Source organism: Empedobacter sp. UBA3239 (assembly GCF_002362875.1).
GTDB lineage: Bacteria > Bacteroidota > Bacteroidia > Flavobacteriales > Weeksellaceae > Empedobacter > Empedobacter falsenii_B.
The window spans coordinates 1-13,595 of record NZ_DEVJ01000030.1; the positions used below are offsets into that span (position 1 = coordinate 1).

The 13,595-nt window shown below is 30.0% G+C and carries 13 protein-coding genes; 11 read left to right on the top strand and 2 right to left on the bottom strand.

All coding sequences use genetic code 11. The features are described 5' to 3' along the window. Positions 1 to 1,165 precede the first annotated feature (1,165 nt). The 8 genes from B4G36_RS04095 to B4G36_RS04130 all read left to right on the top strand — a co-directional run bounded on the left by B4G36_RS04095 (position 1,166) and on the right by B4G36_RS04130 (position 7,495). Positions 1,166 to 1,558: a DoxX family protein gene (locus tag B4G36_RS04095; protein WP_291062203.1), complete on the top strand. Its 393-nt coding sequence runs from the start codon at positions 1,166 to 1,168 to the stop codon at positions 1,556 to 1,558. A 183-nt stretch (positions 1,559 to 1,741) separates the two neighbouring features. Then, positions 1,742 to 2,734 carry an OmpA family protein gene (locus B4G36_RS04100; RefSeq protein ID WP_291062205.1) on the top strand — a complete coding sequence of 331 codons (993 nt, stop codon included), beginning with the start codon at positions 1,742 to 1,744 and terminating at the stop codon, positions 2,732 to 2,734. A 29-nt stretch (positions 2,735 to 2,763) separates the two neighbouring features. Beyond that, positions 2,764 to 3,966, top strand: coding sequence for a hypothetical protein (locus B4G36_RS04105; RefSeq protein ID WP_291062207.1), 1,203 nt, complete (start codon positions 2,764 to 2,766; stop codon positions 3,964 to 3,966). Between the two features lie 261 nt (positions 3,967 to 4,227). Continuing rightward, positions 4,228 to 5,196 (top strand): fumarylacetoacetate hydrolase family protein, encoded by a 969-nt coding sequence (locus tag B4G36_RS04110; protein WP_291062209.1) that lies wholly within the window; start codon positions 4,228 to 4,230, stop codon positions 5,194 to 5,196. Positions 5,197 to 5,205: 9 nt separating this feature from the next. Beyond that, on the top strand, positions 5,206 to 6,084 hold the full coding sequence (locus B4G36_RS04115) for a flavin reductase family protein (RefSeq protein WP_291062211.1): 879 nt from the start codon (positions 5,206 to 5,208) through the stop codon (positions 6,082 to 6,084). A gap of 3 nt (positions 6,085 to 6,087) precedes the next feature. After that, positions 6,088 to 6,759 carry an NAD-dependent epimerase/dehydratase family protein gene (locus B4G36_RS04120; protein WP_291062213.1) on the top strand — a complete coding sequence of 224 codons (672 nt, stop codon included), beginning with the start codon at positions 6,088 to 6,090 and terminating at the stop codon, positions 6,757 to 6,759. Then, positions 6,756 to 6,938: a YqaE/Pmp3 family membrane protein gene (locus B4G36_RS04125; RefSeq protein ID WP_171622766.1), complete on the top strand. Its 183-nt coding sequence runs from the start codon at positions 6,756 to 6,758 to the stop codon at positions 6,936 to 6,938. Before B4G36_RS04120 ends, B4G36_RS04125 begins: the two co-directional genes overlap by 4 nt. Continuing rightward, on the top strand, positions 6,935 to 7,495 hold the full coding sequence (locus B4G36_RS04130; RefSeq protein ID WP_171622765.1) for a hypothetical protein: 561 nt from the start codon (positions 6,935 to 6,937) through the stop codon (positions 7,493 to 7,495). The genes B4G36_RS04125 and B4G36_RS04130 overlap by 4 nt, the downstream gene beginning before the upstream one ends. Positions 7,496 to 7,541: 46 nt before the next feature. Here B4G36_RS04130 and B4G36_RS04135 read toward each other — a convergent pair whose 3' ends face one another. Further along, positions 7,542 to 7,709 carry a hypothetical protein gene (locus B4G36_RS04135; RefSeq protein WP_160279568.1) on the bottom strand — a complete coding sequence of 56 codons (168 nt, stop codon included), beginning with the start codon at positions 7,707 to 7,709 and terminating at the stop codon, positions 7,542 to 7,544. Positions 7,710 to 7,791: 82 nt separating this feature from the next. On the opposite strand from B4G36_RS04135, the gene B4G36_RS04140 reads away from it, so the two are divergent. The 3 genes from B4G36_RS04140 to B4G36_RS04150 all read left to right on the top strand — a co-directional run bounded on the left by B4G36_RS04140 (position 7,792) and on the right by B4G36_RS04150 (position 11,414). Further along, positions 7,792 to 8,385 carry a hypothetical protein gene (locus B4G36_RS04140; RefSeq protein ID WP_038330489.1) on the top strand — a complete coding sequence of 198 codons (594 nt, stop codon included), beginning with the start codon at positions 7,792 to 7,794 and terminating at the stop codon, positions 8,383 to 8,385. Between the two features lie 122 nt (positions 8,386 to 8,507). After that, positions 8,508 to 10,778 (top strand): histidine kinase, encoded by a 2,271-nt coding sequence (locus B4G36_RS04145; protein ID WP_291062215.1) that lies wholly within the window; start codon positions 8,508 to 8,510, stop codon positions 10,776 to 10,778. 3 nt (positions 10,779 to 10,781) lie between these two features. Continuing rightward, positions 10,782 to 11,414, top strand: a complete 633-nt coding sequence (locus tag B4G36_RS04150; RefSeq protein WP_291062217.1) for a response regulator transcription factor — start codon at positions 10,782 to 10,784, stop codon at positions 11,412 to 11,414. 279 nt (positions 11,415 to 11,693) lie between these two features. On the opposite strand, the gene B4G36_RS04155 is transcribed toward B4G36_RS04150, so the two are convergent. Further along, positions 11,694 to 13,418 carry an MFS transporter gene (locus B4G36_RS04155; protein WP_291062221.1) on the bottom strand — a complete coding sequence of 575 codons (1,725 nt, stop codon included), beginning with the start codon at positions 13,416 to 13,418 and terminating at the stop codon, positions 11,694 to 11,696. Positions 13,419 to 13,595: the final 177 nt, after the last annotated feature.

Below are 13,595 nucleotides of genomic sequence, written 5' to 3' on the forward strand. Positions count from 1 at the left end.
TTAAAACTCTCACGTTAAGAACATATTTGAATGCAACGTTAAAAAGGTTTTAGCCCGTAGGGTTTTTAAAATCTTTAGTGGAATGAGACCATTTTTAGTAGAGAGGTTTACGGCCTTGACTTTTTGGTTACTTTTTAGTCAAGTAAAAAGTGACATTAAAGAATTTTTAATTTCAAATGTTATTAAAAAGGAATTTGAATATTGAAAAAGGATGAAAAACCGGCATTAAAACTCTCACGTTAAGAAAATGTTTGAATGCAGCGTTAAAAAGATTTTAGCCCGTAGGGTTTGTAAAATCTTTAGTGGAATGATAACATTTTTAGTAGAGAGTTTTACAGCCAAGCGTTTTTTGTTTCGTTTTTTGCGCTTAAAAAATGAAAGAATGATAATGATTTAAAACATTGAATGGCTGAAACTTATTTTGACCGTCGAAAATCAAAGACAAGTCTTGCTTTTGCTGAGCCTGCCGAAGTATTCGTTAGTTTTTTTGATTGTTCCCCGAAGGGCATATGTATACCGATAATTAAAATATATAAGCTATGAATAAAAAAGTGACAAAAGATTTCTCGATACCTCGAAATGACAGATAGAAATTGTCATTCAGAATGTAGCTTTAGCGAAATGAAGAATCTCTTAACCCTTCTCATCCAATAGATTGAAGCTCGTCTGCAAATCGTATGTCGACTTTTCAGCAATGACGATTTATAAATTCATTGTTAAAAAAGGATTTTGAATATTGAAAAAGGAGTTAAAAATCAGACGATTTAGTATCGAAATGTTTTAATCATAGTAAATAAATCGATATTTTTCAGTTTACTGAACTATACAATTTCTAAAATAAAAAAAACTATGTTTCTATTGTGGTTAGAAAATTAGAGGATTCGGTTCTGTACTTCGTCACTTCGAGTGATTTTCGAAATGTAATGTAGAAAATTATATCAAGAAGTTAGACGTTTTAAAACAATTTTCAGCTTATTCTTCAACATAATAAATGTGACAGCAAGAAAGAAAAAAACGTAAAACGTTAAGCGTAAAACATAATAAATTAATTCCCTATAAATTTCAAATAAAAAATCTTGATTTTTCACCTATTCAAAAACCATTAAGTGTTAGTTGTACGATTTTTGATTCATTATTGAGTAATAACATTCTAAAAATGAATACCATGAAAAATAACACGACACAAAACGTCGCACGATATACCTTAGGAGCTTTTTTGATTGGAGCAGGAATTGCTCACTTAACTATAGCTAGAAAAGAATTCAAGGCACAAGTACCAAATTGGGTTCCTTTACCCAAAGATGACACAGTTGTGTATTCGGGAATTGCAGAAATAGCCTTGGGTAGTACGATTGTTTTAGCTCCAGATAGTAAAAAAGAAATAGTTGGAAAAATAGCAGCTTGTTTTTTTGGGGCTGTTTTTCCTGGAAACTGGGCTCAATATAAAAACAAAAGAGATGGTTTTGGATTGGATACAGATCAAAAAAGATTAGCACGATTATTCATGCAACCTTTACTAATTATATGGGCTTTGAAATCGACTAAAAAAACTAAATAACTTGTTTGAAGTAACCAACTTACGACAATTGAATTATATAAAACAAATTAGAATGAAAGAGGATGACTTTTAATAAAGATCTAAATAAAAGATTAAAACAATTACGCAAATAAATAGCTGTTTGATAATAATTTATAGTATTTTTATCTCAAATAATACTATAAAATTAATACTTGAACAGCGATGAATAAACTATTTAGTGTAGCAATTGCTGCTACTTTGATTGTTTCTTGTAACAACAAAACAGAAGAGAAGAAAACGAATAATGTTGCAGTAGATACTAATCAGAACAAAGAAAACACGATTGCTGGTAATGGATTTGACATCAACGAAATTCCATTTTCGACAGCTGATATTGGGGATTTTCCTTTCATAAATCTTCCGCAAGGTTTACAAGAAATGAACAAACCTTTGGTAAAAGAATTCGACATATGTTTTTTTCCTATTAACGGTGTTATGACTCCTTTTGAAGGAAAATTATATAAAACTTTTGTTTCACCTAAAGAAGGAGAAGAATTTTCGCAACATTTCTTTGAAAAAAGTATGGCTGATTATTTACAATCTATCGGTGCTGTTAAAGTGTTTGATGGTGAAATAACCAAAGAAGAATATGAGCGTTACAATAAACAAGATCCAAATAAAGGAGGTGAAGGTGATATGGGATACGCTGGACAAAATATGAAGTTTTGGGTATTACGTACAAAAGATAAAGGAAATGTATATATACAATACCTTTCTAACAATGCTGGTGCTTCGCTTAATGTACTACAAGAAACAGACTTTGAGCAAACTATCACCAAAGTAACAGCAGACGAAATTGCTGAGGATTTGACTAAGAATGGAAAATCTATTTTATATATTAATTTTGATGTTGATCAAGCAAAAATCACGCAAGAAGGTGATGAGATTGTGACTGAAATTGCAAATGCCTTAAAGAAAGATAACGCATTGAAAATATCAATTGAAGGGCATACTGATAATTCTGGCGACGCTAAGCATAACAAAAAACTATCTAATGATCGTGCAAATGCTGTAATGCAAAAACTAATTGCTTTAGGTATTGATAAAACACGTTTATCTGCCATAGGATATGGAGCCGAAAAACCATTGGTAGCAAATGATACAGAAGAAAATAAAGCAAAAAATAGACGTGTAGAATTGGTTAAAGTAAAGTAAAATCTATATATGTTTTATTTCTATTGAATATGAAAAATATTACTACTAATCGTATTTCACTATTTTCTTTGTTATTCTTTCTGAGTTTAAAGCTTGCTCAAGCACAAGACCTCCCTTATAAGTTTACAGAAGATATACAATCTAAAAAAAACAGTAGTGAAAATACTTTTGCGTTACAATTAGCAGCTACAGACTTTTCTTTTCAAGGAAGTTACAGTAAAGCCCTTAAAACTTGGAATGAACAACGTCCAGATTTAAAAGAAATAAAACTAACCCCTTTTGATTCTGTATTTTTTCATAACAGTAAAGCTGTTTCTGCAAAAGATTATATTATTGATAGAAGTAAAAATGAAAAAATCATTATACTAAATGAACTGCATCATAATGCAAGTCATAGATGGTTTGCAACTTCGTTGTTAAAGGATCTTTACGCAAATGGATATCGTTATTTAGGTCTTGAAGCATTAGATGATTTATTGATAAATGAAAGACAGTTTGCTACAGTAGAAAGTGGATTCTATACTTCCGAGCCTAATTTTGGAAACTTTATAAAAGAAGCGCTTGATTTAGGTTTTACAGTATTTGGTTATGAAGCTTCGGATAAAGATAATTGGGACAAAGATCCCTGGAAAAATCGCGAGATTGCACAAGCTAAGAATATCCATTCTTTTATGAAAAATAATACCAATGGTAAATATTTTATTTATTGTGGTGCAGGACATGCTTTTGAAGGAGATAATAACGGTAGAGGTATGTCTATGGCAGGTATTTTAGCAGAGTTAACTGGTACTAATCCTTTTACTATTGATCAAAATAAATATTCTGATAAAGGAGAAAGTCGTTACAATCAACCTCTTTCTAAATTAATCACGACAACCACTCCAACTGTTTTGATAAATGATAAGGGAATCATTTTCAGAAGTAATCCATCTAGTTATGAAACTGATATCTCTATCATTCAACCTGCAAATTCCTTTCTAGAAACTACCCTTCTGCTTCAAAAATCTAAGGCATATAAAAAAATTATACTTCCTAAGAATCTTATTATAACATATCCTGCAATGATATTGCTCTACAGAAAAGGTGAAGCTGAACAAAATGGTGTACCCACAGCTGTATATGAAGTATTAACTGATACTGATATTCCTTCTATTTTTTTAAAGAAGACTACCTATGAAATTATAATTCTTGATAAAAATTACCAGATACAAAATAAATATACTAGTGATTAGACGTTTTGTATACGATGTAAAACAGGAAATATAACTATTTAATCTCGTATTATTTTCATTTTCTTAAATCCTTAAAAAAGGAAAATTAGATAAACAATTAAAATACATTCTCTGAAAGTTTAAACAAGTTTATATTTTAACCAAATCAATTATTCAATAACCGTATTGTTAAACAACTAAACATGTTATGAATCAGGTTTAAAAGAAAGTATTTTAAGATTAAAAATCATCTTCGTATCTTCACCTCTCAAACAACAAATAATGAAATTCGTTACTTTCTTAGACAATCGACAAGAAAAAGTAGGTCTTGTTTTGCAAGACTCTATCTATGATTTGACACAGATTAATCACAACTTACCCTCTACCCTAATTGATATTTTAGCTGATGATGATTTTTCACTTATAATTTGTCAACAGATTACAAACGAAATTTCACGTGGTGAATATAAAAATGCGGTAGTCAAAGAACCACTAATTTTGGCTCCAATACCTCATCCAGCAAGTTTTAGAGATGCCTATGCATTTCGCCAACATGTAGAAACTTCTCGCTTAAACAGAGGTTTGGATATGATTCCAGAATTTGATCAATTTCCTGTGTTCTATTTCTCTAATCATCAAGCTATTCAAGGTCCAGGAAAAATAATTGCTATGGAAAAACATTTCAATCGAATGGATTTTGAACTTGAAGTCGCTATTGTCATCAAAAAAGAAGGTATCAATATAAAAGCAGAACATGCAGATGAATATATTGGTGGTTTTATGATTTTGAATGATTTAAGTGCACGTGCGTTACAAATGGAAGAAATGAAACTGAATCTTGGTCCAGCAAAAGGAAAAGATTTCGCTTCGATGTTTGGTCCATATTTAGTAACACCAACCGAAATCGAAAAATACAAAGTTGAGCCTAAAGAAGGACATATCGGAAATTGTTATGATTTAGAAATGTCTTGTTCAGTCAATAATATTGAAGTTTCTCGTGGAAATTTCAAAGATATGCATTGGACTTTCGCCGAGATTATCGAACGTATTTCGTATGGTGTAAAACTTTATCCTGGTGATATTATAGGGTCTGGAACCGTTGGTACAGGTTGTTTTCTTGAATTAAATGGAACTGGAAAACGTCAGAATCCAGCTTATAAAGAACAATGGTTACAACCAAATGATACTATCGAAATGTCTGTTACAGGATTAGGAAAATTAGTAAATTCTGTTCATCTTTATACCCAATAAACTCAACTTATGCAACATACAAAATCTTTTGAGCCAAATACAAGTCAATTTAATGACATTTTCAAACACGCTATTTCTCCACGTCCTATTTGCTTTGCAAGTACGATAGATAAAGACGGAAATGTAAATTTGAGCCCATTTTCATTCTTCAATATGATGGGACAAAATCCGCCTATTTGTGTATTTTCTCCACTTCGAAAAATGAGAGATGGATCGACAAAGCATACATTAGAAAATGTTTGGGAACACCCTGAATGTGTAATTAATATTGTCAATTATAACATGGTTCAGCAACAATCGTTGGCAAGTGTGGAATATCCAAAAGGTGTAAATGAATTTGTGAAAGCTGGTTTTACAGAATTACCTTCAGAGTTGGTTAAACCTCCTCGTGTAGCCGAATCTCCGATTCAATTTGAATGTAAAGTGCGTGAAGTAATTTCTGTTACAGATCAACCAGGTGCAGCTAATTTGGTGATTGCAGAAATTGTGCGCATGCATGTACAAGAGGATTTACTGGATGAAAATGATAAAGTTTCGCCTTATGATTTGGATTTAGTTGCTCGTATGGGAGGTGATTATTATTGCCGAGTTATTCCAGAATCGATCTTCGAAGTCGAAAAACCTACGCGTACAATTGGTTTGGGAATAGATCAACTTCCTGACGAAGTGAAAAATTCTAATTATTTAACAGGTAATAATTTAGGTCAATTAGGAAATGTAGAAAAATTACCTACAGATGAAATGATTCTTAATTTCAAGGAACAATTGACAGAACGATTAGATATTCAAAAGTTTAAATCTGTTGAGGTTCGTCATCAAGTTGCAGCAAAACTTTTGGAACAAGGTGATGTAAATGGTGCGTGGTATTGGTTGTTAATGAAAATTTAGATGATGGGTAAAACTGCATTGGTTTTAGGAAGCTCAGGTTTAATTGGTTCTCTTCTCTTAGAAAAGTTATTCAATCATCCTGATTATGCTACTATTATCACAATTGTTCGAAAACCTCAACAAATCAATCATCCAAAATTTATTGAAATCGTAACTGACTTTAATTCAGAAATTAATTTAGATGAAATCCAGCAGATTGATTCTATTTTTTCGTGCTTGGGAACAACTCGAAAAAAGACGCCTGATTTAGGTGCTTATCGTAAAATTGAAGTCGATATTCCGAATCAATTTGCAAAGATTGGGAATCAAAAAGGATTAACTAAGTTTCATTATATTTCGGCAGTTGGTGCAAATGCAAACTCGTCTAATTTTTATTTAAAAATGAAAGGCGAAGCCGAAGAAACTTTGCAAAAGAATACTATCAAACAATTATTCTTGTATCGTCCATCTTTGTTAATTGGCAATCGAGAGGAATATCGTTTGGCTGAGAATATAAGTTCAAAAGTTTTTCCTTTGATCAATTTCTTTTTACGCAGAAAATTATCTAAATATAAATCAATTGAAGCTGGAAAAGTTGCTCAATCACTTATTGAAAATGATTTGCATTCAACATCAAATAAAGTTTCAATTTTACATTACAACGAAATAATTAATTCGATAAATACAACACAATGATCATACTAGCCGTACTCCTACCTTGGTTATCATTCATTTTAAGAGGAAAAATAATACAAGGCGTTATTTGCTTAATCTTACAAATCACCTTAATTGGATGGTTGCCCGCAGCAATTTGGGCTGTTGCGTCACTTTTGGACGGAAGAAACAAAGCAAGGATAAAAGAATTGAATAGATGATAAATCAATATAAAATAGCAAAAGATAACATTAACTTGTACGTCACTTTAGAAATTAATCCTTCTAAAAGGAGAAAATTCTTTTTGTTCTTTTGCATTTTATTGATGATTTCAATTCCGATTAGTTTAATCACAATAATTGATTCGGAGCCGCAAAATTTCTTTGTTCCAATTTCTATAATCAGCTTCCTTATTTTCTATTTTATTATTCGATATTTTCTGTGGAATATTTATGGAAAAGAGAATATTATTATCAATAATAAGACAATTAGTTATAATCGAGATTTTGGTTTATATCAAACAAAATATTCTTCTATTAAGTATTCAAAATTAGATTTTGCAATTCAGAAAATTAAAAATGAAAATGATTTAGATGTTGGAGATTTAGTTTTCATTGATTATTTAGAAGATTCTCAATTACCAGAAGTTATTTTTCAGACTTCGATATTAATACCAATTAAAGATTTAAAGAAAATTCAACAAGAAATTGAATTGCATTTGTTTGATATTGACAAAGATAAATTAGCAAGGAATTATATTGTTTTCTCGCAAAATTGAAATAATTTTTAATAAAAAAGACAACTAATTAAGCTGTCTTTTTGCGTTATTTATGTTCATAATAATTTAAGATTTTATCTTCTTTCCCATCATTATTTTTATCACGATATTCTATCAACACCAGCATATTTTCATCTACTTTTTGATATTTGTAACTTGTTGTTGTTCTTGTACCATTAGTTAAACTAAATTCGTTATTTCTTTTATTTACCATTTAATCTAGTAAATTCAATAATTATAGTGAGTTTTTTGAAGAATTTTCGAGATAATTTAGCTGTATCAAAATAGAAAAGTAGATGAAAAAAATAATGGTTCTAATGGTTTGTAGTCTTTTGGCTTCTTTTGGAAATGCACAAGAATATACAACTAATAATATTATAATAAAGCAAGGAAATCAAACATTTAATATTGATAAAGCTGAACAAACAATCACACTTCGCCCAGAAGAATTTAGTGTTGAATATCTAAATAAACCTTATCAAGAAAAGAAAAATCTGTTTTACGCTGCACAAGCATTAGTGACTGATAGTTCGGCTGATGTTAATTTTCAAGAAGGAATAAAAATAGAAAGCATACCATATTTTGAACCTAGTAGTGGTTTTGCTGCAGAGAAAAACCAAGTCATATATTATCCGTTTTTATCGTATGATGGACATCAATATTTATATTATGTTTCAAATAATGAAAAACGTGTGGATAAAATTGGAACGTCTGGAAATTGGGATATTTACAAATGGACATTAAAAGGTGTTTATCAATATGACGCTGAAATGGATTGGAATATTTACGACAACGATCAAGTACATATTGCTTTAATTATTGATCGAAATTTAGACGGAATTCTTCAAAAGGGTGAATTTTTCGACGTTCATATTAATTTTAAGAAATAACAATAATCTATATCCTAACCTACCTCAACTTATGTACAAACTAAAACATTCTTCGGATTGTTTTAGTTTCTTTGATTCTACAAAAGACATTATATTAGCTCAAATAAACTCAACATCTCAATATGTTAAAAAGTAATAGTGCTTTAAAAAATCTTTTATTTCAACTTATAGTCGTCATTTTATGCGCTATTAGTGGAATTGCTAATGCACAAGAAGTACTGATTAATTTTGAGAATCAATATAATAAAACAGCTCCTAATTCTATTGAACGATACGAAATAACAGGAAAATATGCGCAAGCTTTATTATTTAATAATCAAAAAGAAAAAGCTTTCGCTGTTTTGAAACAAAATATTTCTAGCGCCGAAAAACTGAGTGATGGAAAATATGCTGCATATTTACATGCTGTTTCTGCAATGAATAATCGTATTGATGATAATTTGAATGCAACAAATTATAATTTGCAAAAAGCAATTTATTACAGCGGACGCACAACTGATTATTCAACAAAAGGATATGTTAAATATTGCGAAGGATGGTTGAATTTAAGAAACAATGAAGACTCTAATGCTGTAAAAAACTTTATTGATGGTCTTAAATTTCTAGATAAAGCTACTGTTACGCCAACTGTTCTTACACGAATGAGTTCTATTTATAACGAATTGACTGGAATTTATTCGAGATGGGATGATTATGAATTACAAGAAAAGTACAGCAAACTTGCTCTAGAAGTAGCACTTAAACAAAATAATCCTAATTTAATTTTTGCTTCTTATATGTCGATTGGATACATGTATGAACAAAAATTTATGCAAAATGAGAAAAATATTTTTGTACGAGATTTAGCTGAAAAATATTATACTAACGCTATAAATACGTATTATAAAAACAAAAGTGAAATGGCTACAGCGACAGACTTGTCGTTTGTAGCTATTAATCTAGCCAATTTATATCTTCAGTTTTATCCCAAAAACTATCAAGGAAAAGTTATCAAATATGCCAATTTAGCCAAAGAAATAGGAGAACAAAATAATCAATCCGATCACGTTGCCTCTGCTAATGGTATTTTAGCCGAATTATCTTTGCAGAATAACGAAGTTTCTACTGCAAAAAGCTATCTACTCAATTCACTTATAAAAGTCAACGAGAATACAATGCCTGACAAAAATATTCTTCTTTCGTTGTATTTAAGCTTATCTAATATTGAAGATCGTGAAGGAAATTACAAAGAAGCTTTGCGCTATTATAAATTGTATACATCTACTTACAAAGAAATTTATGATAACGAGCAAGCGCAAATCAGTAAACGTTTGGAAGCTCAGTTTGATAAAGAACGTCAGCAACAACAAATGATTCGTTTGCAATTAGAAGCCGAGAAAAAAGAACAACAAATTCAACTAATGCATTCATTAGGAATTCAACAAGAACAAGAATTAGAAAATTCTAGATTAAGTGAAGAATTTCAACGTAAACAATTAAAATTAACTCGATTAGAATCCGATAAACGTTCACAAGAATTAACGATTTCTGAACAAAATTTAAGGCTTTCTAAACTAGAAAATAAAAATAGAAAGGATGAATTGGTTAATTATATCACCGAACTTAATTTCAAAAATAAATTAAACAAATATTACATCTTTTCTATCATCTTCTTTATTGCTTTACTTGGATTATTGCTTTACGCTTTAAAACAACGCAACAAACATCTAAAGCAACGCGAAGAATTACATAAGTTGGAAATCGAACAAGAACGTCAAAATTCTAAAATATCCACTTTAACGGCTCTTCTTAATGGTGAAGAACAAGAACGTACTCGACTTGCACGTGATTTACACGATGGTTTGGGCGGTTTACTTTCAGGAACAAAAATTCAGCTCTCTCATTTAAACGATAAAATTGACGATCATTCTAAAAAGGATATGGCAAAATCTATTCAACAATTAGATGGAGCTGTTGATGAATTACGTCGTGTAGCTCATAATTTAATGCCAGATTTGTTGTTGAAATATGGTTTGGAAGAAGCCTTAAAAGAATATGCAATCCGAATGTCGAATGAACAATTGGATATTGATGTTCAATTTTTGAGCTATACAAATTCACTTGACAAAGAGCATCAATTATTGGTTTATCGTATCATTCAAGAATTAGTAAATAATGCCATTAAACATGCGCATGCAGCGGAAATTATCATTCAATTTGTTGAAGATGAAAACAATTATTCTGTCACTGTAGAAGACGATGGGAAAGGTTTTGATATGAATAATACAAAACTAACGCAATCAGCAGGTTTACATAATATTCAATCGCGTGTCCAATTTTTGAAAGGACAATTAAATATACATTCAGAAATCGATTTAGGAACAAGTATAGAGTTCCAATTTCCTAAAATATAACTTATGATAAAAATAGCAATCACAGACGATCATCCTTTATTATTAGAAGGCTTGCGAAATATTTTGAGTAATCAGCAAAACTTACAAGTGGTCGATTGTTATGCTTCGGCTCAACAATTACAAGAAGCCTTAAAAACAACAGAAATTGACATTCTTTTGTTAGACATCAATTTATCGGATACTAATAGTATTGAATTGATTAAACCTTTCAAGAAAAAATATCCTGATATGCACATTATTATGTTGAGCGTACACAATGAATACGCTGTAATTAATAGTTTTTTGGAAGAAGGTGCTTCGGGTTATATTCAGAAAAATGCTTCTGTTGACGAAATATTAGAAGGAATTAATTCTATTTTTGATGGAAAGAAATTTCTTTGTTCGCAAACCAAAAATGTGATGAGTAAAAAAGAAAAAGATGGTTTGAATACGATTCCGAAATTGACACGTCGCGAAAAAGAGGTTTTAATTGAAGCTGCACAAGGCTTAACGACACAACAAATTGCAGATAAATTATTTATCAGTACACATACGGTGGACAGCCATCGTAAGAATTTGATCGAAAAATTTAAAACATCAAATTTAAGTTCAGCAATCACATCAGCCATAGAATATGGATTGATTTCAAAACCTTAAAAAAATACCTATAAATAGGGATATTTTAATTCTAAAATTTTTATCAATTTTGAAAAAGAAATAACAACCTATATTTCAACCGACTGAACAACCCAAAATAAGATTGCTAACCAATTCTTATTACCTTAACTACATCTATTGAAAATCGCTTAGTTCTCTACTTAAGCGATTTTTTTTATATTATCTTAAATACTTAATAAAAAAGTATATAATTTAAAACTTTAAAAAACGGAAAAATAATATTATTCTTCCGTTTTTTTATGACTAACATTATTCTTTTTAATGTCCCCCTTCAGATTCAATCTCATCTATATTAATTCCTTGTTTCTTTAAAAATCCTTTGACCATTACTGCAAAAGATATTAAATAAATAAAACAAATTAATGGAATAACATATGAATTATGAATTCCTATAATATCAGATAATTTTCCTTGTATAGGAGGAATAATACCTCCTCCTAAAATCATCATTACTAAAAATGCAGAACCTTGTGCTGTATATTTACCTAAACCTACAATAGATAAACTAAAAATTGCGGGCCACATGATAGAACAAGCTAAACCTCCAGCTAAAAATGCATAAATGGCAACAATACCTGTCGAAAGTAAACCAATTGTCATTGCGATCGCTCCAAAGATTGCAAAAATAAGTAATGTACGAGCTGGTTTATCTTTAGATAAGAAAAATGCTGCAATTTGTAAGGCTATACATATGATATAAAAATATAAATGTGACATATCAAATCCAGCTATAGTATTAACACCTATAACAATTGAAAAAGCAATAACCGGAACAATGATTAATAGGAATTGTTTTTTTGATTTAGTCAAATTAAATGCGCTTATAGCTCCTGCCCATCTACCAATCATCATACTTCCCCAATACATCGTTACATATGGAGTTATTTGTGATGAGCTAAGATTTCCAAATTCTTTTAGTGTCAACAATTCTCCTAGATTAGAACCTATAGCTACTTCAACACCTACATATAAAAACAATGCTAACATTCCTAGAATTAATTGAGGATATTTCATAGCTCCCCATCCTTCCGACTTTTTCTTTGCGCTGAAATAGGCATACAATAATCCAATTATAACAACTGATAAAGCACCAAAAAGCCAAGCCATTCTTTTTAATTCTAAAGGATTTTTTAACGTAACTACTTCTGCTTTATAACTATCTATTAATGTTATGTTTGTCGTATTATTAATTAAGTTATTTAATTCTTCAATTCTTAAAGCTTCGACACTCTTATAACTTAAAAACACTGGAACAAACATGATTAATAGTAAAATTGTCATTACAATTAACATTGTTAATGCTTTGTTTGATTTCTCCATTGGTTCATTATTTATTCCTGCTGGAACTTTCTTAGAAAAGAAGAAAATTGCCGCAGCTATAACAAATAATAAACCTACTCCTATATATAGATATTCTACCTTTGTTAATGGTAAGTTCTTAATTACATCGTCTGACACATGATCAAAAGTACCAAACAATGCAAAACCAATTACTAATGGACCAATTGTAGTTCCAAAAGAATTTATTCCACCTCCCAAGTTAATTCGAGAAGTTCCTGTTTTAGGATCACCTAATAAAACTGCAAATGGATTTGCAGCAGTTTGTTGCAATGAGAATCCTAAAGCAACAATAAATAATCCCATTAGCATCCCAATATAAATATTTACTTGAACTGCAATTATCATAGCCCCAGCTCCTAATGCAGAAAATAAAAGTCCATAAACTATACTTTTTTTATACCCCCATCTTCCTACTAAATCCTTTCCTTTAACAACACTCAATATATATAATAAAAGCGCACCAATATAATAGGCTGTATAAAAAGCAAAATCGATTAATTGAGATTGAAATTGATCTAATTCAAAGTAATTTTTACAAAATGGTATAAAAATATTATTACCCGCTGCTATAAAACCCCAGAAAAAAAATACAATTATCAGCGTATAAAGTGCTGGATAATTAGTTTTTTGTGTTTGACTCATGTGTTTTGATATAATTATTAATACTTTTTGATGATTAGCTTTTTAAAAAGCTTATAAATATAGTTTATTTCTATTCTAAAAAACAAATATGATTTGATTTTATGTTAATGATAATTATAAATCATTTATATATTTCTGTAAGTAAATGGTATAAGGTTTTGTAATCTTCCCTAAAAA